Origin of the sequence: Streptomyces sp. NBC_01304 (genome assembly GCF_035975855.1) — a bacterium.
In the GTDB taxonomy this organism is placed as follows: Bacteria; Actinomycetota; Actinomycetes; order Streptomycetales; family Streptomycetaceae; genus Streptomyces.
Genome location: NZ_CP109055.1, coordinates 8283947 through 8309732, shown reverse-complemented (window position 1 = coordinate 8309732; position 25786 = coordinate 8283947). Strand labels below are relative to the sequence as shown.

At 70.8% G+C, this 25786-nt stretch carries 25 protein-coding genes; 10 read left to right on the top strand and 15 right to left on the bottom strand.

All coding sequences use genetic code 11. The features are described 5' to 3' along the window. Positions 1–32 precede the first annotated feature (32 nt). The 5 genes from OG430_RS36945 to OG430_RS36925 form a co-directional block, all read right to left on the bottom strand. Positions 33–1367, bottom strand: coding sequence for a S28 family serine protease (locus OG430_RS36945; RefSeq protein ID WP_327357012.1), 1335 nt, complete (start codon positions 1365–1367; stop codon positions 33–35). Positions 1368–1525: 158 nt separating this feature from the next. Continuing rightward, entirely contained in the window at positions 1526–2278 is a 753-nt protein-coding gene (locus OG430_RS36940; RefSeq protein WP_327357011.1) for an MBL fold metallo-hydrolase, read from the bottom strand. A 9-nt stretch (positions 2279–2287) separates the two neighbouring features. After that, on the bottom strand, positions 2288–2875 hold the full coding sequence (locus OG430_RS36935) for a TIGR03086 family metal-binding protein (protein WP_327357010.1): 588 nt from the start codon (positions 2873–2875) through the stop codon (positions 2288–2290). Between the two features lie 114 nt (positions 2876–2989). Next, a complete protein-coding gene (locus OG430_RS36930) occupies positions 2990–3952 on the bottom strand; it encodes a DMT family transporter (RefSeq protein WP_327357009.1) in 963 nt (320 codons plus the stop codon). Positions 3953–4125: 173 nt separating this feature from the next. Then, the gene (locus tag OG430_RS36925; RefSeq protein WP_327357008.1) at positions 4126–4551 is read right to left on the bottom strand and encodes a DUF4345 domain-containing protein; all 426 of its coding nucleotides are present in this window, start codon (positions 4549–4551) and stop codon (positions 4126–4128) included. 89 nt (positions 4552–4640) lie between these two features. On the opposite strand from OG430_RS36925, the gene OG430_RS36920 reads away from it, so the two are divergent. Further along, the gene (locus OG430_RS36920) at positions 4641–5258 is read left to right on the top strand and encodes a TetR/AcrR family transcriptional regulator (protein ID WP_327357007.1); all 618 of its coding nucleotides are present in this window, start codon (positions 4641–4643) and stop codon (positions 5256–5258) included. 77 nt (positions 5259–5335) lie between these two features. Here the strand turns inward: OG430_RS36920 and OG430_RS36915 are convergent, their stop codons facing one another. From OG430_RS36915 to OG430_RS36905, 3 genes are all read right to left on the bottom strand, one after another. Beyond that, positions 5336–6628, bottom strand: a complete 1293-nt coding sequence (locus tag OG430_RS36915) for a TerD family protein (protein WP_327359386.1) — start codon at positions 6626–6628, stop codon at positions 5336–5338. 103 nt (positions 6629–6731) lie between these two features. Next, the gene (locus tag OG430_RS36910) at positions 6732–6953 is read right to left on the bottom strand and encodes a hypothetical protein (RefSeq protein ID WP_327357006.1); all 222 of its coding nucleotides are present in this window, start codon (positions 6951–6953) and stop codon (positions 6732–6734) included. A 79-nt stretch (positions 6954–7032) separates the two neighbouring features. Then, entirely contained in the window at positions 7033–7866 is an 834-nt protein-coding gene (locus tag OG430_RS36905) for an NAD-dependent epimerase/dehydratase family protein (protein ID WP_327357005.1), read from the bottom strand. A gap of 249 nt (positions 7867–8115) precedes the next feature. On the opposite strand from OG430_RS36905, the gene OG430_RS36900 reads away from it, so the two are divergent. From OG430_RS36900 to OG430_RS36890, 3 genes are all read left to right on the top strand, one after another. Continuing rightward, complete coding sequence (locus tag OG430_RS36900; protein WP_327357004.1) at positions 8116–9063, top strand: 5-dehydro-4-deoxyglucarate dehydratase; 948 nt, start codon at positions 8116–8118, stop codon at positions 9061–9063. Next, entirely contained in the window at positions 9060–10211 is a 1152-nt protein-coding gene (locus OG430_RS36895; protein ID WP_327357003.1) for a hypothetical protein, read from the top strand. Before OG430_RS36900 ends, OG430_RS36895 begins: the two co-directional genes overlap by 4 nt. 123 nt (positions 10212–10334) lie before the next feature. Next, complete coding sequence (locus OG430_RS36890) at positions 10335–11318, top strand: DUF4073 domain-containing protein (protein WP_327357002.1); 984 nt, start codon at positions 10335–10337, stop codon at positions 11316–11318. 82 nt (positions 11319–11400) lie between these two features. Here the strand turns inward: OG430_RS36890 and OG430_RS36885 are convergent, their stop codons facing one another. Further along, positions 11401–12984 carry a TROVE domain-containing protein gene (locus tag OG430_RS36885; protein ID WP_327357001.1) on the bottom strand — a complete coding sequence of 528 codons (1584 nt, stop codon included), beginning with the start codon at positions 12982–12984 and terminating at the stop codon, positions 11401–11403. Between the two features lie 531 nt (positions 12985–13515). Continuing rightward, the gene (locus OG430_RS36880) at positions 13516–14961 is read right to left on the bottom strand and encodes an alkaline phosphatase PhoX (protein ID WP_327357000.1); all 1446 of its coding nucleotides are present in this window, start codon (positions 14959–14961) and stop codon (positions 13516–13518) included. 114 nt (positions 14962–15075) lie between these two features. Between OG430_RS36880 and OG430_RS36875 the strand changes: the two genes are divergently transcribed. The 4 genes from OG430_RS36875 to OG430_RS36860 all read left to right on the top strand — a co-directional run bounded on the left by OG430_RS36875 (position 15076) and on the right by OG430_RS36860 (position 18007). Further along, complete coding sequence (locus tag OG430_RS36875) at positions 15076–15873, top strand: SDR family NAD(P)-dependent oxidoreductase (protein WP_327356999.1); 798 nt, start codon at positions 15076–15078, stop codon at positions 15871–15873. Between the two features lie 201 nt (positions 15874–16074). After that, complete coding sequence (locus OG430_RS36870; protein ID WP_327356998.1) at positions 16075–16269, top strand: hypothetical protein; 195 nt, start codon at positions 16075–16077, stop codon at positions 16267–16269. Positions 16270–16382: 113 nt separating this feature from the next. Then, complete coding sequence (locus OG430_RS36865; RefSeq protein ID WP_442816756.1) at positions 16383–17531, top strand: hypothetical protein; 1149 nt, start codon at positions 16383–16385, stop codon at positions 17529–17531. 26 nt (positions 17532–17557) lie between these two features. Further along, positions 17558–18007: a hypothetical protein gene (locus OG430_RS36860; protein ID WP_327356996.1), complete on the top strand. Its 450-nt coding sequence runs from the start codon at positions 17558–17560 to the stop codon at positions 18005–18007. A gap of 73 nt (positions 18008–18080) precedes the next feature. Here the strand turns inward: OG430_RS36860 and OG430_RS36855 are convergent, their stop codons facing one another. Beyond that, complete coding sequence (locus tag OG430_RS36855; protein ID WP_327356995.1) at positions 18081–19562, bottom strand: hypothetical protein; 1482 nt, start codon at positions 19560–19562, stop codon at positions 18081–18083. Positions 19563–19951: 389 nt separating this feature from the next. Between OG430_RS36855 and OG430_RS36850 the strand changes: the two genes are divergently transcribed. After that, complete coding sequence (locus OG430_RS36850; protein ID WP_327356994.1) at positions 19952–21802, top strand: endonuclease/exonuclease/phosphatase family protein; 1851 nt, start codon at positions 19952–19954, stop codon at positions 21800–21802. A 34-nt stretch (positions 21803–21836) separates the two neighbouring features. Here OG430_RS36850 and OG430_RS36845 read toward each other — a convergent pair whose 3' ends face one another. Then, entirely contained in the window at positions 21837–22652 is an 816-nt protein-coding gene (locus OG430_RS36845; RefSeq protein ID WP_327356993.1) for an SGNH/GDSL hydrolase family protein, read from the bottom strand. A gap of 127 nt (positions 22653–22779) precedes the next feature. Between OG430_RS36845 and OG430_RS36840 the strand changes: the two genes are divergently transcribed. After that, positions 22780–23913 (top strand): ricin-type beta-trefoil lectin domain protein, encoded by a 1134-nt coding sequence (locus OG430_RS36840; protein ID WP_327356992.1) that lies wholly within the window; start codon positions 22780–22782, stop codon positions 23911–23913. A 141-nt stretch (positions 23914–24054) separates the two neighbouring features. Here OG430_RS36840 and OG430_RS36835 read toward each other — a convergent pair whose 3' ends face one another. The 3 genes from OG430_RS36835 to OG430_RS36825 form a co-directional block, all read right to left on the bottom strand. Further along, a complete protein-coding gene (locus tag OG430_RS36835; RefSeq protein ID WP_327356991.1) occupies positions 24055–24798 on the bottom strand; it encodes an SDR family NAD(P)-dependent oxidoreductase in 744 nt (247 codons plus the stop codon). 101 nt (positions 24799–24899) lie between these two features. Then, positions 24900–25595, bottom strand: a complete 696-nt coding sequence (locus OG430_RS36830) for a hypothetical protein (RefSeq protein ID WP_327356990.1) — start codon at positions 25593–25595, stop codon at positions 24900–24902. Continuing rightward, a complete protein-coding gene (locus tag OG430_RS36825) occupies positions 25592–25747 on the bottom strand; it encodes a hypothetical protein (protein WP_327356989.1) in 156 nt (51 codons plus the stop codon). The genes OG430_RS36830 and OG430_RS36825 overlap by 4 nt, the downstream gene beginning before the upstream one ends. Between the last annotated feature and the right edge of the window lie 39 nt (positions 25748–25786).

Here is a 25786-nt window from a genome sequence, read left to right as displayed (position 1 = left end):
GAGCCAGTTCAGGTTTTCGTCTTGTTACGTCTCTACTGGCCGGCCCAGCGCTTGATCGTCGCCTCGGCCGCAGCGCGCTCGTCGGCGGGCAGGTTCGCGATGCGGGCGCCGTGGTTGGAGCCGGGCACCTCGTACAGGTACGAGTCGTGCTTGCTGGGCTTGAAGCGCTCGGCGCTCCACGGATCGTTCTGGCCGTACACGAACATGATGTGCTTGCCGCGGGTGGAGACCCAGCGGTCGACGTCCTTGATGGCGCGGCCGTCGTACTCGGTGCGCAGATCGGCGGGCAGCACCGAGTTGGGCTGGTAGATGTCCGGGTAGTGGCGGACGTCCTTGAGGTGCTTGAACTTCAGGTCCGCCCAGCCGAGTTGGGCGGCGGCCTGCCGGTAGTAGGGCGCGGAGGTGGCGTCGCCCGGGTCCTGGTCGGAGTAGGGGGAGAAACCGTGCTCCGAGGACCACTTGTACAGCTCGTCGTCGCTCACGGTCTTGGCGTCGGGGATCGTCGGGCAGTCGGCGGCCGTCCCGCTCTGCCAGAAGTTCCACACCTGGTCGAGGACCGCGAACTCATAGGCCCGGTCGGTCGATCCGAGGTTGTTGAAGGTGAGGCCCTGCTCCTTGGCCATCGCCTCGAACTTCGGCAGCATCGCCTCGCGGCGCACCAGCATCTCGCGCTGTACGGCGTTGAGCGCGGCCCGGCACTCGGGGGTGCCGACGGTCTTGAAGAACTTCTCGTAGCCGCGGTCGTCCTTGTTGTTGGCGTCGTTCGGGGCGACGTACGCGACGACGGCGTCCAGGTCGTCCGGGTAGTAACGCTCGTGGTACGTCTGCGTCATCCCGCCCTTGCTGCCGCCGGTGCCGATCCACTTGGACTTGCCGTAGATCGGCTTGATGGCCTCGACGATGGCGTGCTCGTCGCTCGCCTCCTGCCAGACGGTCAGGTCGTCCCAGTCGAGGACGGCGGGCGCGGGCCGGGAGTCGATGAAGTAGCGGTGCTCGACGCTCAGTTGGTTGGCGTCGAGGATGGTGGTGGGCTCGCGGGTGCTGGAGGAGAGGTTGTAGCCGCCGGTGTAGTGGACGACCGGCTTGGCGGTGGCCTTGTGCCAGAGCGTGAATCTCTGCTGGAACGTGCCGCGCCAGGGCTTGTTGTGGTCCACGGGCTGGGTCAACGACAGGGTGTAGAGGGGGAATCCGCCCTTGTCCTCGACCTTGACGATCGTGAGCCCGGGTATCTTCTCCAGCTGGTCGCGGATGTCCTGGGCGGCGGCGGTGCTCGCACGTTCCGCGGCGGCGGCGGGGGTGATGCCGCTGAGCAGGGTGGCGGATATGACTCCGGCGCAGAGCAGCGCGGGTATGGCCTTGGTGCGCACGTATGGGCCCCTCGTGGTGAGTGACGGATCACGCATGACGGATATGGATATCGCCTGACGGATATCGCCTGACGGATGCGATGCCGCATCGTATGCGGTGATCCCTCAACCCGCGTAGGGGTGGGGTGCGTTGCCGGACAGGTCCGGCCGACGTGCCGTCAGCCCACCTGGTGGCGCTGCCCGGGCCGCGCCGTCAGGGTCCGTCCGCCGAACACCGCCGCGGCCCGTTCGGTTGCCGCTTCGGGGGTGAGCGTCGGCCCGACGTGGGTGACGAGCAGCTCGGCCACCCGTGCGTCGCGGGCGAGCCCGCCGGCGTCCTCGGGCGTGAGGTGGACGCCTCTCGCGTCCTGCCGGTCGAGGTAGGCCTCGCAGAGCAGCGTGTCGGCGCCCTCGGCGAGTTGCCGCAGGGCGTCGCACGGGCCGCTGTCGCCGGAGTACGCGAGCACCGCGCCGTCCGCCTCGGCGCGCAGCCCGTACGCCTCGACGGCGTGGTCGACCGCGCGGCTGGTCAGCCGCAGCCCGTCCAGGTCGAGATGGAGCCCGTCGGCGAGTTCCCGGAAGTCGAAGACCGGGTCGAGCAGGTCGGGGTCGGTCTGCCCGAAGAACCCGACGAGGCGCCGGGCGCATCCGGCGGGCGCGTACAGCGGGATGGGCCGCTCGACGGTGAGCCCGCCGTCGCCGATCCCGGCCTCGGCGGCGATCAGGTCGGCCCAGTGGTCGGAGTGCAGATGGGAGATCCAGACCGCCGTCAACTCGGCCGGGCGGACGTGCCGCTGGAGCTCGGCGAAGGTGCCGGGCCCGGCGTCCACCCACACCTTGGCCCCGCCGCCCTCCAAGAGATAGCCGGAGCAGGGGCGGTCGGGGCCGGGGTGCGGGGCCGCGGTGCCGAGGACGGTGAGGGTGAGGGCCATGCGGCGAGGTTAGCTGGGCGTCCAGCCCGGCTCGCGCCCGCTCAGCCCCAGCACTCGGTCGAGCAGCGGCGCCCCGTCGGGGACCGGGACGACCGGACCGAACAGGCCGCCGCGGGCGGCGGGGTCGTCGGGGGTCGCGGCGACGAAGGCGTGTGCCGCCGCGAGGCTCGCCCCGTCCGGCGCGTACTCCTGGCCGGTGGCCCGGGCGAGGTCCCAGCCGTGCAGCACGAGCTCGTCCATGGCGACCTGCCCCGCGACGGCCGCCGGCAGGTCGATGCCGCCCGCCCTGGTGTCGCCCTCCCAGGCCTTCGGGTCGCGCCAGGCCTCGGCCAACTCGGCCAGGACCTCGGGCAGTTCACTGCGCCATGTGGCGTCGATGTCCGGCAGCGTGTCACCGGGGTTGGTGTCGGTGGTCGGCCCGAGATCCTTCCGCGCCGCATCGCGGAAGGCGACGCTGAGGCCGGTCAGATGGCCGAGGAGGTTGCGTACCGCCATCTCGGGGCAGGGTGTGGGGCCCGCCAGCTGGTCGTCGCGGACGTGTTCGGCGAGCCGGGCGACGAGGCGGGTCTGGGCGGTGAAGTCGAGGACGTCGGTCATGGGGTGGGCTCCCTTTCCTGCGGGGCGTACGCGTCTCTCGCACACGTCTGTCGTACGTATCTCACGAAGGCAGACTCCCGGCGTCCCCGAAACTCATCGCCCCGGCCGGGACGTTCACACGGCCGCGACGACGAGGCGGGCCTCGGCCGGGTCGCGCCTCGACTCGACGGGCCGGACCGGCACCGCGGTCGCCTGCACGGTCGGCGTCTGTGCGGCCGTCGTCTGCGCGGTCGGCATCTGTGCAGCCGCCGCCTGCCGGCTGAGCAGCGCCACCCCCGCCACGGCCACGAGCGCGGCGGCCACGGCGAGCAACGGGGCGGCCCCGCCGCGCAGTTGCTCGCCGAGGAGTACGAGGCCGATGACGGCGGACGCCGCGGGGTTGGCCACGGTCACGGTGGCGAGGGGAGCGTCCAGGCCGCCGCGGTAGGCGCGCTGCGAGAGCAGCAGGCCGATCGACGAGGCGGGCACGATCAGCAGGGCCGGCAGCCAGGTGGCCGCCGAGAGGAGGGCGTGCGGGCCGTGCTCGGCGAGGCGCACGCTGACGGTCTGGGAGAGCACGGAGCCCAGCGCGAAGACCAGGCCGGCCGCCGTCGCGTGGGCGATCCCGGTGATCACCGGGCGGGGGTGGACCAGCCGGGACAGGGCCAGCGCGAGACCTGCGATCACGGACGTGAGCAGCACGGTCGCCGGCAGGCTGAGCGCACGGGCGGCGCTCGACGGGGCCAGGGTCTGGGTGAAGGCCAGGAGTCCGAGCGTGGCGAGCGCGGCACCGTACCGCTCATGACGGCCGGTCCGGCGCCGTGCCACCGCCGCCCCGAGCAGCACGGCGAGCACGACGGTCAGGATGCCGAGCGACTGGACCAGGGAGAGCGGGCCAAAGCGCAGGGCCACGACGTGCAGTGCGGCGCCGATCCCGTTGAAGGCGAGCGCGCAGAGGCCGGGTCCGCGCGAGAGCAGCGACTTCGCGGCCGAGCCGGCGGGGGCGCGGGCGGCGAGCCGCTCCTGCAGCACCGCGGCGCCCGCGTAGGCGGCGGACGAGACGGTGGCGAGGGCCGTGGCGGTGACTATGGCGCTCATCGGGAACTCCATGATCCGGGCGAGGGGTGGGACCGGCAGGCCCCACAGTTAGGAACGTACAGCAGATTCACACATTTATGAATCTACGGAAACATTCCAACTATGTGAGCGCTGCCACTCTGGATTCATGAAGTAGGACCGCGCCGGACGCGCTAACTCATCGCAGGCTCCCGCTAACTCATCACAGGCTCCCGCTTCCCGGCGGCGGACTCCCGCTCACCGGCGGTCGAGAGCCAGAAGTAGACCGGGGGCAGGGCGAGTTCGATGGCCATCAGGACCAACTGGAACCCGTCGGGCCGCCCCTCGGCGGCCCAGGACGCGAGTCTGCTCACGCCGCCGAGCAGGAAGATCCCGGCGAGCAGGCGCACCCCCTTCGAGGGGATCGGCGACTGCCGCGCCACCCAGATCCAGGCCAGTCCGTAGCCGAGGAAGATCGCGCTGAAGAACCGGACCAGGCTGTCCACCGTCGCGCCGGACACACCTGAGGATTCGGCGCCGGGCACCGAAGCCATGCCCGTACAGAGGTGGACGACGCCGATCGCCACGCAGGCGACCCCCATGATCCAGGAGAGCCACTGAAGGAGCCTGGTCCTCGCCATGTCGTACGGTCACCCCTCGCCTAGTAGGCAGATGTCCAATAAGGCGACCGTAGGGCTCTTAGTAGACACGCGTCAAGTAGTGTTGGGGGGTGACCACGCCTGCCGCCGGACCTCGCCGCAGACTCGACCCCGCCGAGCGCCGCAACGAACTGCTCGACGTCGGATCCCGGCTGTTCGCGGCGAAGCCGTACCAGGACGTGCGGATGGAGGACGTCGCCGAGCGGGCCGGCATCTCACGGGCCCTGCTCTACCGCTACTTCCCCAACAAGGGCGTCCTGTTCGCGGCGGTCTACGAGCAGGCCTCCGCCCAACTCCTCGCCGATACGCGGATCGACGCGTCGGGTTCCCTGCTCGACCAGCTCGCCGCCGGACTCGACGTCCACTTCGACTACTTCGCCGCGAACCGGAACACGGTGCTCGCCGCGAACCGGGTGCTCGCGGGCGACCCGGTGATCCAGGCGATCATCAACGACGAGCTGTCCGAGCTGCGCCGCCGCACGCTGGAGGCGACCGGGCTGCGCGGCAGGGCGAGGGAGACGGTGTCGGCGGCGCTGACGAGCTGGCTGGTGTTCGTCCGCTCGCTGTGCGTGGAGTGGCTGGCGAACGACACGTTCTCGCGGGCCGAGCTGCACGCCATGAGCATCGGGGCGCTGCGCGGAGCGCTGGGCGCGGTCACGGATGTGGACGGGCTGCTCGGTCAGGCCTGACCCGGGCAGACATGACTGAGGGCGACCCCCGCGTGTACGCGGAAGCCGCCCTTGACCAGCCGTGTCGTCGGCCGTGCCTACAGCGCCTGCGCCGCCGGCTTGACCATGCCGCGCACGGTCCGCGACTTCACGAAGTCGCCGATCGCGGTCATCTCCCACTCACCGCTGAACTGCCTGATGAGCTTGGCCATCATCACGCCGGTCTGCGGCTCGGCGTTGGTGAGGTCGAAGCGGACGAGCTCCTCGTTCGTCGCGGCGTCGATCAGGCGGCAGTACGCCTTCGCGACCTCGTTGAACTTCTGCCCCGAGAACGAGTTGACCGTGAAGACGAGCCCGCTGACCTCCTGCGGAAGCCGGCCGAGGTCGACCACGATCACCTCGTCGTCACCGCCGCCCTCGCCCGTGAGGTTGTCGCCGGAGTGCTTGATCGCGCCGTTCACGATCGAGAGCTTGCCGAAGTAGCAGCTGTCGATGTGATTGCGGTTCGGGCCGTACGCGATGACCGAGGCGTCCAGGTCGATGTCCTTGCCGCGGAACGCGGGCTCCCAGCCGAGGCCCATCTTGACCTGGGAGAGCAGCGGTTGGCCGCCCTTAACCAGGGACACCGTCTGGTTCTTCTGCAGGCTGACCCGGCCCTTGTCCAGGTTGACCTTCCCGCCCGGTTGGGCCGGACCGGCCGCGGGGGCCGGCGGGGCGGGGGGCGGCGGGGTCTGCGCATAGCCGGGCGGCGGGGTCTGGGCATAGCCGGGCGGCGGCGGGGTCTGGGCGAGCGAGCGCGGGTCCGCCTGGGGGGCCGCAGGGGCGGGCGGAGCCTGCACCGGCGGGGCCTGCACGGGCGGGGCCACCGGAGCAGGGGCCGGGGCTGCGGGAGCCTCGGGCTCGTCGACCGAGACGCCGAAGTCGGTGGCGATCCCGGCCAGGCCGTTGGCGTACCCCTGACCGACGGCACGCGCCTTCCACGCGCCGTTGCGCAGATAGATCTCGACGACCACCAGGGCCGTCTCGGTGCCCAGCTGCGGCGGCGTGAAGGTGGCGAGCACGCTGCCGTCGTCCGCGTTACGAATCGTGGCCGTGGGCTCGATGCCCTGGAAGGTCTGCCCGGCCGCGTCCGGGCTGGCGGTGACCACGATCTTCTCGATGCCGGCGGGCACGGCCGCGGTGTCCACCGTGATCGCGTCCGGCGCCGTACCCCCGCCGGAGCGGTAGGTCACGCCGGGTCCCTGCGGCTGGTTGTAGAAGATGAAGTCGTCGTCGGAGCGCACCTTGCCATCGGCGGTGAGCAGCAGGCCCGAAACGTCGAGCCGCACCGGAGCGGCGACGTCCACCGCCACGCGCGCGACGGGGAGGGGGATGTTCGAGCCGGGGGTCATAGCTGTCATGCCCCTAGTAACGCACGACCCCCGCTTTACCGTTCCCTTACCTGCGAGCCGAGTTGAGCACGGTCCAGGAATGCACCATTTGCACCCCTTCCCCTCAGCCCTGATTCCGCGGATGCCGCCGAGCCACCCGCTCGTTCCCGTGCTTGTACGCCCCCGTCCAGCGCGCCATCACCAGCTGCTGGTCCCCCGAAGCCGCTTCCGCGAGGAACTTCGCCGCCCGGGCGCCCCGCAGCGTCCCCGCCGCGCGGCCCTGGTGGGTGATGGTGACGGAGCCGTCGGCGTGCTCGTCGTAGGTGAAGCCGTGAGGTCGGGGCATGGGCCGGAGCGTACGGAGCCCCGGCCGGGACGGAAACCGAATTACCCGGGCCGGGCGGAAAGAGGACTGGGCAGCGCGCCTAGTAGGGCCACATCGGCGGGTTCGTGCAGAAGTGGCCGCCCAGGTGGGCGTGGTCCGGGTTGGCGTCGTCCAGGGGGCCCAGTTCGGCGATGAGCTTCTCCGCGTACTGCTCGGAGTCGTCCTGCGGTGCGTAGCCGAGGGAGCGGGCGGTCGAAAGGTCCCACCACAGGCGGGTGTTGGCGGAGGAGCCGTAGACGACGGTGTGCCCGACGTCCGGGGCGGTGAGCGCGGCGTGGAAGAGGCGGGCGCCGTCGCCGGGGCTCATCCAGACCGAGAGCATCCGTACGGAGGTGGGCTCCATGAAGCAGGAGCCGATGCGGACGGAGACCGTCTCCTGGGCGAACTTGTCCCAGTAGAGCTGGGCCAGGTCCTCGCCGAAGGACTTGGACAGGCCGTAGAACGTGTCCGGCCGGTGCGGGACGTCGATGGGGATCAGCGGGTCGCCGGCCTCGGGGCGCGGGCGCGGGGTGTAGCCGACCGCGTGGTTCGAGGACGCGAAGACGATGCGCGGGGCGCCTCCTTCGCGCTCCGCGCCCTCCTCGCGTACGGCCTCGTACAGGTTGTACGTCCCCTCGACGTTCGCCTTGAGGATCTTCTCGAACGGGGCTTCCAGGGAGATGCCCGCGAGGTGGATGATCGCGTCGACGCCGCGCACCGCCTCGCGCAGCGCCTCCTTGTCCGCGAGGTCGGCGGCGATCGCGTCGGGCTCGCCCTCGATGGGCGTGACGTCGAACAGCCGCAGGTCGTAGCCGTAGGCCGGCAGCAGCCCCCGCATCAGGGTGCCGAGGCCGCCTGCGGCGCCGGTGAGCAGGACGGTGCGGGGTGCGGGCATGGGCAGGGTCTCCTCAAGCCTGGGTCCGGCCGTATTCGTGGCCGCTATTCACATGCGTGGACAAGCTAGAGAGCGCCGCCGCACCCGGTCAAGTGTCCTGCGGAACGCCGTACTCCGCCGGTGAGTTGGGCGAACGGTCGCTTGACCTGCGGCCGCGGGCCGCCTTAGCGTGAACGCGTCCAGAGTTGTTCAGAAATATGGACGCGGATCAGAAACGTGTACCTCTTTGCTCGCTGCCAGGGAGAGCCCGTGACGCCAGCCCCGCTCGCCGCCCGACTCAGCGTCCCCAGCGGACCGCTGTTCTTCCCCGTGACCGCGTACGGACCGGGCGGCTCGCTCGACCTCGACGTCTATCGCGCGCACGTGCGCGCGGGGATCGAGGCCGGCGGCGCCGCGGTGTTCGCCGTCTGCGGCACCGGCGAGTTCCACGCCGTGACGCCCGAGGAGTTCCGGGCGTGCGTCGCGGCGGCGGTCGAGGAGGCGGCGGGCCGGGTCCCGGTCGTCGCGGGCGCCGGCTACGGCACCGCGCTGGCCATCACGTACGCGAAACTCGCCGAAGAGGCGGGCGCCGACGGGCTGCTCGCGATGCCGCCCTATCTGGTGGTCGCGGGGCAGGAAGGGCTGCGCCGGCACTACACCGCGCTCGCCGACGCCACCGCGCTCGACGTCATCGTCTACCAGCGCGACAACGCCGTCTTCACCCCCGAGACGGTCGTCGAACTGGCCCGGCACCCGCGGATCATCGGCTTCAAGGACGGGCTCGGCGACCTCGACCTGGTGCAGCGCACGGTGAGCGCCGTGCGCGCGGCCGGGATCGAGGACTTCCTCTACTTCAACGGCCTGCCCACCGCCGAACTGACCGGCCTCGCCTATCGCGGGATCGGCGTGACGCTGTACTCATCGGCGGTCTTCTGCTTCGCCCCGGACATCGCCCTCGCCTTCTACCGGGCGCTCGGCGAAGGCGACGACGCCACGGTGAACCGTCTGCTCGACGGCTTCTACCGGCCGTTCGTCGAACTGCGCAACCAGGGCCGCGGCTTCGCGGTCGCCCTGGTCAAGGCCGGGGTCCGCCTCACCGGTCTGGACGTGGGCGAGGTGCGGCCGCCGCTGCACGAGCCGGGCCCCGACCAGATCAAACAGCTCGCCGAACTCGTCGAGCACGGCCGGACCCTGCTGACGGAGGGCGAGTCAGCGTGAAGACGTCCGCCTTCCTCTACCCCTGGGACGTCGTCGGCGACCCGGCCGCCCCGGCCCGCATCGCCGCCCTCGGCGTCCAGCAGGTCACCCTCGCCTCCGCCTACCACTCCACGCGCGCCCTGACCCCGCGCCACCCCCGCCACCGCATCGTCACGGCCGGGCACGCCTCGGTCCTCTACCCGCCGGGCAAGGGTTGGGAGGGCCAGGAACTGCGGCCTTACGCGGCTGGGGACTGGGCCCCGGGTGACACCTTCGGCGAGGCGGCCGAGACGCTTGTCGAGGCCGGGCTCGAAGTCCACTCGTGGGTCGTCCTCGCCCACAACTCCCGTATGGGCGCCGACCATCCGGCCACCTCCGTGGTCAACGCGTACGGCGACCGCTACCCCTGGGCCCCCTGCATCGCACAGGCCGCCACGCGCGCGTACCTGGTCGCGCTGGCGGCGGAGGCGGGCGCCCGGCCGGGGGCGCGGGGCGTCGAGCTGGAGTCCTGCGGCTGGTACGGCCTGGCCCATCTGCACGCCCACGACAAGATCGGCGGGGTGGGGCTCGGCGACGCGGGCCAGTACCTGATGTCGCTGTGCTTCTGCGGGGCTTGCGCGGACGGATATACGTCCCTTGGACTCGACCCCGCCGACCTGGCGTCGTCCGTGCGCCGCGCGCTGGAGCCGCTGTGGCAGGGCGCGGTCCCGCCGGACTCGCCCGTCGAGAAGCTTCTGGGCGAGGAACTGGCCGCCGCCACCCTGGAGTTCCGCGTCCGCACCGCCCAGACCCTGCAGGCCGCGGCGGTCGCGGCCGTACGCGCCGCCGCACCGGAGGGCTTCCAGGTGCTGCTGCACGCGGACCCGGTGGCCCACCACTGCGGGGCGAACGCCGGGGTCGTGCCGGGGCATGTGCTGTCCCTGGCGGACGGTGTGGTCGTGCCCTGCACGGGTTCCCCCGGCCTCCTCGCCCCCTTCGCCGCCGAGGGCGTGGAAGGCAAGGTGATCGCGGCCAACCTCACGGTGGTGAGCGGGATGGGCGGCAGCCCGGCCACGCTGGCGAAGGACGCGGCCCGGGCGGCGGAGCTTGGCGCGAGCGAACTACGGCTCTACCACGCGGGGTTGGCGTCGGACGCGGACCTGGCGGGGGTGCGGGCGGCGCTGCGGTGAGGCGACCCCGGCAACGTACGCCCGTTCACCGGGCCTTCGTTCAGGGAGCAATCTCCGACAGTCCAACAACCGGCCACGCGAAGTCCAAGGACCCGTCACCCAGCGGGAGTTACCTTGCGCCCCATGACTCCCCCCACCCGTAGGATCAGCAACGGAACCAGCCGCCGAACCTTCCTCACCGCCTCAGGACTCGCCCTGGCAACCGTCCCGCTCGCCGGCCTCACCGCCGCCCAGGCCGCGGCCCGCCCGAAGCCCGCCGCGCCGGCCGCGACCCTCGACGTGATCAGCGACGTCCAGGGCGACCTCGGCGACCTCGGCAAGGCGCTCGACAACCTCGCCTCGCTCGGCACCTCGCAGGCGCTCGTCATCGCCGGTGACCTGGTGGCGCAGGGCACGCAGCAGCAGTACGAGGACCTGTACGGCACCCTCGCCGACCACGCTCACCCGGAGCGGGTGCTTGCCGCGCTCGGCAACCACGAGCAGTACAACTCCGACCCGTTCGACACCCAGGTCGACCGGTTCCTGCGGTACACGGGCATGCCCGAGGTGTACTCGCAGACGACGGCCGCGGGTCTGCCGCTGCTCTTCATCGGCACGACGGCCCCCGCCGTGAACGGCACGAACCCGCCCTTCGTGACCCTCGGCGCCTCCCAACTGAGCTGGCTGGACAGCACGTTGAAGTCGCACGCCGACAAACCGTACGTCCTGGTCTTCAGCCATCACGTGCTGCCCGGCTCCGTCTCCGGCAGCACCGGCGCGGACAAGGCCCGCTTCTACGACCAGGACTTCGTCGACGAGACCGAGCTGCTCACCATCCTCGGGCAGCACAAGAACGTGGTCTTCTTCTCCGGCCACACCCACTGGGACCTGGGCCGCGCCGACTGGGCCGCCAAGAAGATCGTCGCCGGTGGCGACCCGGCCGGCTTCACGGTGGTCAACACCGGCTTCATCCAGACCATGTTCGGCCCCGACGGCAACGGCGGCGAGAAGGCGCTCTCCGGCGCGGAGTCCCAGGGCCTGCGCGTCCTGGTCTCCGCGGACGGCAAACTCACCGTGGAATCACGGGACTTCCGGCGCGGCAAGCTGATCCGCACGCTGGCGATCTGACACCACGGACAGCAAGGAGGGGCGCCCGCCGCCACCCCCGTGGACGACGGGCACCCCTGCCCCACTTGCTCAACCGCTCAACTCAACGGACCCAGGGCCAGTCGGCATTCCGACCGCTCTCCAGGAGCGGAACCATCCGGAACGCCGCATCCGAAAGCCCCCCGAAGACATGCCTGTTGGGCTTCCCGGACTCCCCGTGACCCGCCCGGTATCCGGCCAGGTTCCAGGTGTAGACCGGGACGTCCGCAGGCACCTGCTGGGTCGGGTCCCCGTAGGTGCTCGGCGCGTACTGCTCGTCGGTGACGATCAGCACCCGGTCGTGCTTGTCGTAGAAGCGGCGCACCGCCTCCGTGGTGTTGGTGCCGCCGAGGTCGCCGAAGCGCGTCAGCACCTTGAGCACCGACTCGCCCTTGCGGCAGGTCACCGACGAGCTGGTCGATCCGAACTGCACCAGCTCGGCACGCTCCGCCCGCATCGCCACCGCCGCCCCGAAGACCGCGGCCGCGTCCGCCCGGGTGAGCTCGGACCGCTCCGAGACCCGCGAGAAGAACATCGAGCCCGACCGGTCCACCAGGATCAGCGTCCGCCCCGGCAGCTCGGGCACATTGGCCAGCGAGTGGCCGAGCGCCTGCTCCAGCGGGTACGCCCAGCGCAGCGAGGGCGCGTGCTGGTACGCGGCCAGGTAGCGGAACGGGAACTGCCGGGAACGTACGACCTGCTCCGGATCCGAGATCTTGGTCGCGACCTGCGCCGCCACCGCGTCCGAGACACCGGCCTCGTCGAAGTTCCGCAGATTCCGTACGAGCGCCATCGCCCCCATGCTCGGAATCACGGCCTCCCACGCCGCCTTGTCCATCGGCCCCTGCAGCCAGCCCGCCAGGGCCTCCCAGGTCATCCCCGCCTCGGCGAGCCGCGCCGCCCCGTCGGGAGCGGTCACGATCGCGCGGCGCTCCTCGACCGGCACCGCCATCAGCTCGCGGTGCGCGGTGAGCACACGGTTCGACGCGGGCGGCACGGCCGTGTCCGGGTTGTGCCGACGGTCGAGGGCGTACTGGAAGAGCTCGCCCTGCCACGGCTTGTCCGGGTCGGGCGCGGCGTGCACCAGGTTGAGGATGTCGCCGAAGCGGTAGCCCTTGGAGGCCGTGTCGTACTTGAGCAGGGACTTGCCGTGGTAGAGGCGACGGACCGCGTCCGCGATGCCGCGCTTGACGGGCTTGGGCACGCTCCGGCCGTACGTCGACGTCCAGTAGCCGAGCAGCTCGCCGGGCTCGTCCGGGCGCTGCAGCACGGAGGCGATGACCTGGCGGTTGCTGGGTCCTGCGTCAACTCCCGCGTCCAGGCGCGCCTTTACGTACTCGGCGGCACCGACCAGCGAGGCCGTCCGCATGTTCCCGTCGCCGCGCAGCCAGCCGAGCAGGCCCGCGGTCCACTCGGGGTCCTCGACGGCGAGCTCGCGCACGAGCGTCGCGAAGCGGTCGTCGCGGGTCTCGCCCGACTCGTAGAAGGTCTTCTGCGAGACGAAGTTGGCGACCGCCAGCAGGAAGAGCTCGGAACGTGCGTCACGCTCGACACCGCGGCCGCCCTCGAAAGTGCGGAGCGTTGTGCCGGTCGACGTGATCCGCGAACGACCCTTGATCGTACGGAACTTGGTGTTGAAGCGTGCCATGAGAATTCCCCCGAATTCATTGAGCCGATGAGAGACAGGGGAGGCTTTCGGCATGGGGGTGCCCGAGATCAAAGTCGGCGACGGACTTTTCCGAATGCTCTACCGATTGAGCTACACCGGCCCGTGGCCGGATGACGGGACTCGAACCCGCAACCCTTCGATCAAATGAAGTAACCGCTGCCTGCGCACCGGGCACCCCCAAGCTGAGCCTCCCGAGATCAAATTGGCGACGGCGTGATTTCTTGAAAGGAAGTAGCCGCTTGCCGAGCGCACCGGGAGGTGCAAGAAATGCATGAAGTTGTGGCGTCCAGAGGTCAAGGCCGGCGGAACCGACATTAGGTGCTCTAGCCACTGAGCTACACCGGCACGAGTACCGGCGGCGGGAATCGAACCCGCGACCTCCCCATTAGGAGTGGAAGTAGGTCCTGCCTTCGCACCTGGACACGTCCATGACTTTAGAAGACCAACAGGCGCGGCCGCCAAGGGTTTTTCCCCCGGCGGCCGCGCCCGACAAGTACCGCGTACTGCGTACTACCGCTGCCTCTTCCAGGGCCCGGTGATCGCGAGCATGATCCCCGGCTGCTGGATGTTGGCGTACAGCGTTTTCCCGTCGGGCGAGAACACGACGCCCGTGAACTCGCTGAACTCGGGCTTCTCCGGGGTGCCGATGTTCAGGTCGTTGCGTGCGATCGGGTACGTGCGGCCGCGCTCCGTCGCCCCGAAGAGGTGCGAGACGCCCTCGCCGTCCTCGGCCAGGATCAGGCCGCCGAACGGGGAGACGGTGATGTTGTCGGGGCCGTCGAAGGCGCCGTCCTTCGACGGGTCGGGGTTCACGCCGAGGAGGACCTTCAGGGTGAGGGTCCGGCGGCGCGGGTCGTAGAACCAGACCTGGCCGTCGTGCGGGGTGCCGGGGCTCTCGGCGCGGGCGTACGAGGAGACGACGTACGCGCCGCCGTCCGCCCACCACATGCCCTCGAGCTTGCGGGCGCCGGTGACCTCGCCGGGCTTGAACTGCTTGCGTACGTCCACGGTCTTGGCGTCGCGGTCGGGCACGTCCACCCAGTCCACGCCGTACACCGTGCCGATCTTCGTGGCGCGCGAGAGGTCGTCGACGTAGCGGCCGCCCGAGTCGAAGCACTGCGGCGCCTGCAGCACGCCCGCGTCATCGGCGAGCTTGCGGTACTGGCCTCGGCCGTGCTCGAAGCCCTTCGGCGGGACCCAGCGGTAGAGCAGGCCGTTGGGCCCCGAGGCGTCCTCGGTGAGGTAGGCGTGGCCGCGCTTGGGGTCGACGACGACGGCCTCGTGGTCGTAACGCCCGAAGAACTTCAGGGGCTTGGGGTCCCGGTTGGCGCGGCGGTCGTGCGGGTCGACCTCGAAGACATAGCCGTGGTCCTTGGTCATGCCGTTCTTGCCGGCCCGGTCGGAGTTCTCCTCGCAGGTCAGCCAGGTGCCCCAACGGGTGCGCCCGCCCGCGCAGTTGGTCGACGTGCCCGCGATGCCGACCCACTCGGCGACCTCGCCGCCGCGCCGCACCTCGACGACCGTGCAACCACCGGACGCGGCCGGGTCGTAGACGAGGCCCTCGGTGAGCGGGACGGGGTACTTCCAGTTGGCGCGGGGGCCCTTGAGCTCGTGGTTGTTGACCAGCAGGGTCACCCCGCGGGCGCCCTCGAAGGTCGCGGTGCCGTCGTGGTTGGAGGGCGTGAACTCGCCGGACTCCAGCTTGGTCTTCCCGCTGTACGTGATGATCTTGTACGTGAATCCGGCGGGCAGCGCGAGAATGCCGGCCGGGTCCGGGACGAGCGGCCCGTAGCCGGGGCCCGCGTGGCTGCCTTCGGGAGCGTCCTCCGGGGCCGCCGGGTCTTCGGCGGCGAGGGCTCCGTCGGTGGTGGCGAGCACGCCGGCCGTACCGATCAGGGCGACCCCCGCGCCGGTGAGCGCGGATCGTCTGGCAAAGTCCCTGCGAGTGAGCGGCATCGTTTCTCCTGAGTGGCCAAAAGAGCGCGTCGACTGCGGTGCGGTGCGGCCATACGGTCCCGCTCGCGTACGAACGGAACCTGAACGACGTACGACATCAAGGGGCTTGCTTCCATGACAGTGCCGACTCCCCCGCCCGTCCGCCACCCTCTTGCCGCCTCCGGCCGCCGTGTTCTCGTCTCCGGCGCCTCGCGCGGGCTCGGGCGCGCGGTCGCGCAGGCCTTCGCCGCGAACGGGGACCGGGTCGCCGTGCACTTCGGCTCGCGCCGCGAGGACGCGGAGGAGACCCTGGCGTCCCTGACCGGGGACGGGCATGTGCTGGTCGGCGGGGATCTGTCGGACCCGGCCGGCGCCCGGCAGGTCGCCGACGCGGCCGCGGCGGGGCTCGGCGGCATCGACGTACTGGTCAACAACGCGGCCGTGAACATCAAGCACCCGCTGCCCGAGACACCGTACGAGGAGTGGGCGGCGCTTTGGCAGCAGCACGTCTCGGTCAATCTCCTCGCCACGGCGAATCTCAGCCATCTCGCGGGGCGCCGCATGATCGAGCAGGGCACGGGCGGCCGCATCGTCAACATCGGCTCGCGCGGCGCCTTCCGCGGGGAGCCGGACCACCCGGCGTACGGGGCGACGAAGGCGGCGGTGCACGCGCTGGGGCAGTCCCTCGCGGTCTCGCTCGCGCCGTACGGGATCGGGGTCGCGTCCGTCGCGCCGGGGTTCTTCGACACCGAGCGGGTCGCTCATCGGCTGAGCGGGGCGGAGGGCGCGGCGATCCGGGCGCAGTCGCCGTTCGGGCGGGTGGCGGGCGCGGACGAGATCGCGGCGGCGGTGCTGTGGCTGGCTTCGCCGCAGGCGGAGTGGTCCTCGGGCGCTGTGCTCGACCTCAACGGTGCTTCGCATCTGCGTACTTGACCCTCAAAGCCCCTCAGCCGCCCCATGAAGAATCTTCGTAAATAAGGTCAACAGGCGTGGATCCTCTATAAAACGAAGATTTAGTGCAGAATGCCTTGACCTACCCTGCGGGCGGCAATAGACAGGGGCTACACCGGAAATACCGCGGAGGCGAGCCCTGTGGAAGCACATGAGGCACGCGCCCTCCATGAGGGCCGGCTGATGAAGCTGGCCAACGTAACCGGTGTCGGCACCGGGAAGGACGAGCACTCGGGCGAGGACGTAGTCATCGTTTTCGTGACCCGAAAAGTGCCCCGTGTCCGACTCCGGAGCGAAGACGTGGTTCCCGAGGAACTCGAAGGCGTGCCGGTTCGCGTGCTCGCGATCGGCCATGTCGATGCCCAGGGCGAGAAATAACCGCAACGCCCGACCGGACACATAACCACCCGGAATTGCGAGTTCAGCGGAAACCCCCGCGCTTCAAGCAGTAGGGGAAGAGGTGGTCTGGCGTGACGAGCCAGCCCGAACTGATGCGAGGTCCCACCGGCGGTCAGCTGACCGACAGCTCCCGCCAGCAGGCGATGTCCGACTTCCTGCGGCCCCAGCAGCCGCTCGCGAACGTGGTCGGCTTCGGCCAAGGCGTGAAGTGGGTCGAAGGCCGGCCCACGGGTGAACAGGCCGTACTGGTCTTCGTGACCCAGAAGGTTCCCGAGTCCATGCTTCCGGAGCGGGATGTCGTCCCGCGCCAGATGGACGACGGCACCCCCACCGACGTGGTCGCGGTCGGCCATGTCGCGGCCCAGCGCTCCCAGGGCAAGCGGATGCCGGGCGCCAGGTCCGGCTCCGAGCAGGAGAGCTCCTACAAGCCCGATGGCAGTGTGGCCGAGCAGCTCGCGCAGCTGTCGCAGCCGCTGCTCGAAGAGCTGGGCGGGCTCGGCGCGTTCGAGCCGCAGCTCCTCAAGCGCAAGATGCGTCCGTGCCCCTCCGGCTTCTCGGTGGGCAACGTACGCGTGACCGCGGGCACCCTCGGCAGCGTGGTGTACGACTTCCTGCCGGGCGCCACCGTCGACCCGCCGGGCTCCGGCCTCGGCGTGCCGTCGAAGTTCTACATCCTCTCCAACAACCACGTGCTCGCCGACTCCAACCGGGCGCAGCTGGGCAGCTCGATCGTGCAGCCCGGTGTGTTCGACGGCGGGCAGGACCCGGGCGACCGGATCGGCACGCTGGAGAGGTTCATCACGATCCAGTTCGCGCCGCAGATTCCGCTCGAGCGGCAGAACAACGTGGTGGACGCGGCCCTCGCGTCCGTCGACTTCCAGGACGCCACGCGTGAGCAGTACTTCAGCGGCGCGCCGCGCGCCTGGCGGCGCAAGGCCAATGTGGCGGTCGGCGACCTGGTGAAGAAGACCGGCCGGACCACCAACATCAGCTTCGGCCGGATCATCGCGGTCGACGCGACCATCGACGTCAACTACGGCACGGCGGGGACGGCCCGGTTCAAGGACCAGATCCTCACCACGAACATCTCCGCGGGCGGCGACTCCGGTTCGCTGATCACCTCGCAGGACAATGTCGCGCTCGGTCTGCTCTTCGCGGGCTCCTCGGTCGTGACCGTGGGCAACCACATCGAGAACGTCCGCTCGCTGCTGCGCGTCGAGATCTCCGAGCAGCTGGCCTGACGCGAGTAACCCAGGAAGGAGGCACCATGACCACTCAGGCACGTAAGCAGAAGGGTCAGACCCGCGCCGAGCACCGCTTCCACAACCCCCAGGGCGCCGAGGTCAAGACGCGTGACGAGGCGTTCGCCACGCAGCAGTTGGACATCACCGACCAGTCGGTGTCAGCGGACTCCAAGCTGACGCTGCACAACGGCGCGACGACCTTCACCATCGAGGTGAAGTACAACCCGAACACCTACCCGCACGTGGTGACGGGCGGCCGGATCACGGCCGGTATCTGCGGCGCTCCGTGGGACATCACCGGTGGCTTCGTCGGCGAGACGATCCGCCTGGACGCGAAGCGGGCCGGGCAGGGGTCCTGCGCCAACACGATCACGATCGTGGGCGAGTACCAGAACCCGCCGGCCTACCGGGGTACTTACGGCTTCGACGGGTCCACGTCGTCGTTCAAGCACACGACGAGGTATGAGTGCTGAGACGCTGCGCTCGCTGAGCGTGATCCGCACATGAAGGTTGGCCGGAGCCTGCGAGGGCTCCGGCCAACCTTGTTCAGCCCTGCCGGGACCGGGCCTTGAACGCGGCCTTACGCGCCTCCTTGGCGACCTTCTTGTCGGGGTGCAGCCGCCCCATCGCCTCCAACACCTCGGCCGTGGCCGGATGTTCGACCCGCCACGCAGCCTCGAAGAACCCGGCGTTCTGCTGCGACAAGCCCTCGACCAACCCTTGGAGCTCGTCCGAATTGCCCTCCACCGCCAGCTGCGCCGCAATCGTGTCGACGGTCAGCCAGTACACCATCGCCTCATCGGGCGGCGGCACGTCCGAGGCCCCCTGCTCGGCGAGCCACACCCGGGCAAGCCCGCCCAGCTCGGCATCGTCGAGCACCTCCCGCAGCGCGGGCTCGGCGTCGGAGCCGACCAGGGACAGCGCCTGCTGACACCGCAGCCGACGCAACGGCGCAGCCTCGTCCGAGCCCCGTGCGGCGGACAGCAACTCCCGTGCGGCAGCCAGGGGTTCACGACGAGTCAGCCACAACTCGGTCTCGGCCTGCGCGGCAGGCTGCGGGAACTCCGCGGTCGCGTCGAGCAGGACATCGGCGCCCTTCTCCGCGAGGTCGCCCACCGCCGGCGCGTCGAGCCCGGCCTCCAGCATCCGCGCCCGGATGCCGTAGAGCCCGAGCGGGGTCAGCCGCACCATGCCGTACCGCGTGATGTCCTCGTCGTCGACCGGGGGCGCCGGTTCCTCCCCCGCCTCGGCCATCAGCTCCTCGTCGACCGGCTTGAACTCGACGAGCCCCACCGGCTCAAGGATCCGGAACTGGTCGTCGAGCCGCATCATCGCGTCCGACACCTGCTCCAGGACGTCGTCGGTGGGCTCCCCCATGTCGTCGGGCATGATCATCGACGCGGCGAGCGCGGGCAGCGGCACCGGCTCGTCGCCCGCGCCGCCCTCGCTGACGCTGAGCAGATAGAGGTTGCCGAGCACGCCCTCCAGGAAGTCGGCCTCGGCCTCCGGGTCCCAGCCGAGCGCGTCGAGGTCGAGCTCGCCGCCCTCCTGGATGGCGTCGACCAGGTCGCCGAGGTCGGGCACGCTCGCGTCGGCGAGCACGGTGTCGAGGGCGCCGAGCCAGATGTCGAGGACGTCCTCGGGGCTGCCCGCCGTGATCAGCGCGAGCTCCTCGCCCTGGCTGACCGTGCCCTCGGCGTCCTCCTCATCCGCACCTTCTGCGGATTCCGCGGATTCGCCGTCGACGATCTCCACCAGACCGGTGTCGACCGCGACCCGCCACGCCTCGCCGGCGTACGCGGGTCCGTCCTCGTGCTCCTCGGAGTCCGGGCCGAAACCGAGCAGTTCGGCCGCGGCCGGCAGCTGCTCGTCGACTAGTTCGCCGCCCGCGCCGACCCGGGTGTCCGGGCCCGCCCAGCGGGCGAGCCGCACGGCGCGGGCGAGCAGCGGGCTGGCGAGCGCGTCCCGCGCCAGCTCCGCCTCGGAAGGCAGCCGCACCGGCGGCAGGGTGGAGCGTTCTGAGGACATCTGCTGGGTTCTCCTCGGCGAAACTCGGGGTCGGGCGGGGCCTGGGCGGTCTCGGGGAAGTGGGGCACACTCCCACGCCGCCCGGCACGTGCTCTCGCCGCACCGACCGAAGACCCAAGTACTCCAGCACGAGGGCCTCCGGCCGGCACGCCGAGAGCACGCACCGAACGACGCGGAAGTGCACCCCACCTCCCCGAGACCGCCCAGCGTAGACGGATTTCACCCCACACGGCCCGGTTCATGTACCCGTCAGACGGCGTACACCGACCGACCCTTGACAACTCCCCTGCTCAAGCAAGAGATTGACGCGCGTAGAACCGCACCGCACCACGTGGAACCGCACCGCACCACCACCTCCTTTCACCCTCACTCACCTCCCGGAGTGCTCGATGCCACCCCGAATAGCTCCCCGCGTCCCTCGCTCTGCCGCTGTCGCGACCGTCGTCACCACCGCCCTCGCCGCGGGGCTGCTCGCCGCCACCTCGGCCGGCTCCGCCTCGGCCGCCGAGGTCGGCATCCATGACATCCAGGGCAGCACCCGCCTGTCGCCGCTCGCCGGCCAGCAGGTCAGCGATGTGTCGGGCATCGTGACGGGCGTACGCACCTACGGCTCGCGCGGCTTCTGGATCCAGTCCGCCGACGCCGCGGCCGACGACAACCCCGCGACCAGCGAGGGCGTCTTCGTCTTCACCTCCACCGCGCCCACGGTCAAGACGGGCGATGCGGTACGGGTCACCGGCACGGTCGGCGAGTACGTCCCGGGCGGCACCAACTCCGGCAACCAGTCGATCACCCAGATCAGCAAGCCGACCGTGACGGTCGAGTCGTCGGGCAACGCCCTGCCCAAGTCGGCCGTGATCGACGCCAAGTCCGTGCCCGCCGCGTACACGTCCGCGGGCGACCCGGCCGACGGGGGCAGCGTCAACAAGCTGCCGCTGAACCCGTCGGCGTACGCCCTGGACTTCTACGAGTCCCTGGAGGGCATGAACGTCCGCATCGGCACCTCCCGCGTGGTCGGCGCCACCGACCCCTACTCCGAGCTGTGGGTCACGGTGAAGCCGGGCGAGCACCCCACCCGCCGGGGCGGCACGCTCTACAACTCCTACACCGCGCAGAACACCGGGCGCCTGCAGATCCAGTCGCTGACGCCGATCGCCGAGCAGCCCTTCCCGAAGGCCGACGTCGGCGATGTCCTGTCGGGTCCGACCGAAGGGCCCCTGGACTTCAACCAGTTCGGCGGCTACACCCTCGCCGCCCGCACCCTCGGCACGCTCACCGACAAGGGCCTGGCCCCCGAGAAGACCCGCAAGCAGGACCGGGACGAGCTCGCGGTGGCGACGTACAACGTCGAGAACCTCGACCCGAAGGACCCGCAGGCGAAGTTCGACGCGCTGGCGGCCGCCGTGGTCACGAACCTCGCGAGCCCCGACGTCGTCGCCCTGGAGGAGATCCAGGACAACAACGGCGCCACGAACGACGGCACGGTCGCCGCCGGCGAGACCCTGAAGAAGTTCACCGACGCGATCGCGGCGGCGGGCGGCCCGAGCTACGAGTGGCGGACGGTCGACCCGGAGAACAACAAGGACGGCGGCGAGCCCGGCGGCAACATCCGCCAGGTCTTCCTCTTCAACCCCGAGCGCGTCTCCTTCAACGACCGCGCCCCCGGCGACGCGACCACGGCGACCGGTGTCGTACGTGCCCAGGGACGCGCGGCGCTCACCCACTCGCCCGGCCGCATCGACCCGGCCAACGCCGCCTGGGCGGACAGCCGCAAGCCTCTCGCGGGCGAGTTCACCTTCCGGGGCCGCAAGGTCTTCGTGATCGCCAACCACTTCGGCTCGAAGGGCGGCGACGAGTCCCTCGTCTCGCACCACCAGCCGCCGACCCGCTCCTCCGAGGCCAAGCGGCTGCTGCAGGCGCAGGCCGTGAACGCCTTCGTGAAGGGCATCCTCAAGGTCCAGAAGAGCGCGGACGTCGTGGTCCTCGGTGACATCAACGACTTCGAGTTCTCGGCGACGACCAAGGCGCTCACCGACGGCGGCGCCCTGCGCGCGGCGGTCAAGTCGCTGCCCAGGCCGGAGCGTTACTCGTACGTCTTCCAGGGCAACTCGCAGGTCCTGGACCAGATCCTGACGAGCCCTTCGATCGACGACTTCGCCTACGACAGCGTGCACATCAACGCCGAGTTCGCGGACCAGAACAGCGACCACGACCCGCAGGTGCTGCGCTTCGAGCCGTAGCCACTGTCGTTACGCGGCTCAGGGGTCCGGCGCTTCAGGCGCCGGGCCCCACTGGCGTGACAGGCCCCAGCTCGGGCCGCTTCGCGCTGCGGCCGTCACCGGACGAACGGCCCCTGATCCGGCGCCAGATCCAGGGCCCCATGAAGCCGGCGACCCAGCGCACCTCGGTGACCCCGGCCCGCCACGTCGGCACCGGCGCGAGCGGCGGCAACGGCTTCGCCCAGTCCGCGTGCCCGGGCAGGCCGAGAGCGTCGGCCATGGCGGACGCGATGAGGGCGTGCCCGTACGGACTGGCGTGCAGCCGGTCGCTGCTCCACACCCGCGCGTCGGTGGTGGAGACATGCGGGAACGTGTCGACCAGCGCGATGCCGTGCCGCTCCGCCATGTCCCTGATCCGGGCGTTGAAGTCGACCACGCGAGGCACCAGGCGCCTGGCCGCCGGGGCGATCAGGCCCAGGTCGGGGTAGGTGACGGTGGCCACGCGGGCGCCGGACGCGGCGAGTTCGGCGCACATCTCCTCGACGTCGGCAGCGATCCTCGCCGGGTCGGCGCCGGGCCGGATGAGGTCGTTCATCCCGGCCACGACCGTGGCGACATCCGGCTTCAGCGCGAGGGCCGGGGCCAGTTGCCCCTCCTTCACCTGCGCCGCGAGCCGCCCGCGTACGGCCAGATTGGCGTAGGTCAGACCGGGGTTGGCGGCAGCGAGCAGCTCCGCGAGCCGGTCGGCCCAGCCCCGATAGCCGTTCACCTCATCGCCGTCACCGATGCCCTCGGTCTGGCTGTCGCCGATGGCCACATAGCGCGTGTACGGGTGCGGGTGCGGATCCGGCTGCGTGTGCTGGGGCTTCATGCGCCAAGAGTCCATCAAGCCGTGCCGAGAATCCATGCCGTTCCGGTACGGGCGCCCGCACGCTGAGTGACAGGAAAGGTCCATGTACTGCTCGTCCGCTCGTCCCGGTCCGACGATGGAGGCACACATGCACCACCCCCTCAGCAGACTCAGAACCCTGGCCGTGGCGGCCGCCCTTGCCCTCTGCGCCACCCTCGGCCTCACCTCCCCCGCACAGGCCGCGGGCCAGACCCCCGGCACCTACACCAACTACGGCTTTCCCTCCGGCACTTCGGCGCTCACCGAGGCCACCTTCGGCACCACCGTCCAGAGCGACCCCGGACGCGGCAACGTCTACTGGGCCCACCAGTTCGGCTTCACCAACAGCGTCGGCGGCTACGTCGGCATGCAGCGCTGGCGCACCGGCACCGGCATGTTCCTCTTCTCCCTCTGGGACGCCACGGCCGCCCGGCCGGGCTCCGGCGGCACCTACTGCCAGCCCTTCGAGGAGGGCGGCACCGGCTACACCTGCCGCTACCACCAGGCCTTCGCCGCCGGGCACGGCTACCGCTACCGCCTCTCCCCGGACGGCGACGGCTGGTACAAGGCGACCATCACCGACACCACCACCGGCTCCTCCTTCGTCCTCGGCTCCCTGCAGACCGGCGCCGGTTCCCGGATCTCGGCGTCCGGAATGGTCGACTGGGTCGAGTACTTCGACTGGAACAACAACGCCGCGACCTGCCTGGACGAGCCCTACTCCAAGGCCCGCTTCGACGTCCCGACCGGCGTCTCCACGGCCGGCGCGAGTGTGACCGCCTCGATCACCTCCACCTCCACCAGCTCCACCTGCACCACCTCCGCCAAGGTCACTTCGTCCGGCGGCTACAGCACGCACGAGGACGGCATCGGCAACTCCTCCTCCGGTTCGATCACGGGCATCGGCGGCAAGTGCGCCGACGTGAGCGGCGGCGGCTCCGCGGACGGCACCCCGATCGTGCTGTGGGGCTGCTCCGGCGGGAACCACCAGAACTGGGTGCGGGCCGGCGACGGAACCGTACGCGCCCTGTTCAAGTGCCTGACGGTGAGCGGCACGGACATCCAGCTGCGCACCTGCTCGGGCGCCGCCGCCCAGAAGTGGCAGCGCGACGGCAGCGCCCTGGTCAACCCGGCGACGGGGAAGTGCCTGGACGCCGCGGACGGCAACAGCACGGACGGCACCCGCCTCGTCCTTTACGCCTGCCACGGCGGCGCCAACCAGCAGTGGCAGACGCCTGCTTGACGCCTGAGCGCGTGCCCGCCGAAGCCGACGGCGGGCACGCGAGCACCGGCTGCAGACAGCGGCCGGGCACGCGCGCACCCGTCACACACAGCAGGCAGGCGCACGCAGCCGTCACACAGCAGGCAGGCACGCGCGCACCCGTCACAGCAGGTGCCCACCGCCGTCCACGAGCAGCACCTCGCCCGTGATGTACGAGGCGTTGGCGAGATCGCAGACCGCCTCCGCGATGTCCTCCGCCGTGCCGACCCGGCGCATCGGCAGCCGCTCGGCGACCTCCTCCATCGCCTTGTCCATGCCTTCGAGGCCGTTGTACCAGGGGGTGTCGATCAGTCCGGGCGCCACCGCGTTGACCCGGACGCCGACCGGGCCGAGCTGCTTGGCGAGCAGCCGCGTCATGTGGTTGAGCGCGGCCTTGCTGACGGCGTACGGGATGGAGCTGCCGTTGGCGTAGATGCCCGCCTGCGAGGACACGTTGACGACGCTGCCGCCGCCGTCCGCCTTCAGGTGCTCGATCGCGGCGACCGTGGTCTGCCAGGCCGCGATGACATTGACCTCGTTGATCTCCCGCCACACCTCGGGGCTCGCCGCCTCGAAGTCGCCGTGGTCGATGAACCGCGTGATCCCGGCGTTGTTGACGAGGATGTCGAGCCGCCCGTACGTGTCCACGGCAGCCTGCACCAGCCGCTTGGCGTCGGCCTCGTCCGCCACGTTCGCCCGGACGTAGACCGCGTCCGGCAGGTCGGCGGCCAGCTTCTCGCCCGCTTCCACGGAGTTGGCGGAGTTGACCACCACCCGCACTCCCGCGGCCGCCAGCCGTCGGGCCACTGCGGCCCCGATGCCCGACGAGGACCCGGTGACCAGGGCGACCCTCTGTTCCTTGCTCATTGCAGCAGTGCCTCTCACTCTTGGCCCTGCCGCGCCCGCCCTGATCATGCCAGACGACAAAACACCGCAAGCTGCCCCTCAAGGCTTCCCCTGGCCCGCCCCTATCGCCCCTCCCTTCCTGTCAGTCGCGCCAACTGCCCCTGGAACCAGTCGAGTCTGGCCTGCAGCAGCGCCGCCTCGGCCCGCAGCTCGGGCACACCCATGTCCTCGGTCCCGGCCGGCTCCATCGGCCCGGCACCGGCCGCGGCCCCGACCCGCACCCCCTCGCCGCCCAGCTGTCCGAACCGGGGCAGCCCCACCGCCGTCAACGAAGCAATGCCGTCAGGCACGCGCCCCACCGCACACCCCACGCACGCCGCCTCCAGCGCCCGCCAGCCCGCCCGGCCCCACCCCGCATCGGCGAGGACCACCGCCGTCGCGCCGCACGCGCACGGCCCGACGGTGACGGAACGCACGCGCTGACGGGCGTACCGGAAGCCCCGCTCGAAGCGGATGTAGGCGCCGAGGACCGCCACTTCGAGCAGTACGGCCTTGCGGTGCTCGGCCGTGCACAGCAACCCCTCCGCCTCCGCGCGCTCATGCACACAGTGGAAGCCGCAGTCGCAGCGCCGGTGCGGGGCCCGGTGCCTGCGGCCGTAGACGCAGCGGGCCTCGTCGAGCACGCCGTACGGCAGCGCGGCGCCGAGCGAGACGCCGGTGAAGCCCGCGCGGGTGCCGTCCTGGGACAGCATCGGGTGGGCGATCTTGAATCCGGTGGGCGGCTCCTTGGGTCGTTCCTCGGGGAGCCGGTGCCTCATCGGGTGGCCGGAACCTCTGTCCGGGCCTCGACGGATATCGCTTCCGCGGCCTCGGTATCACGCGCCGCGGGTTCGCTCTCCGGCTCCGGGGCCTCGTACGAGAGCGGCTCTTCCTCGGCGTAACCGGTGGCGACTGCCTTGCCCAGCCTCATGACGACCTCCACATGAGTCCACGTGACGGACCTTGCGAC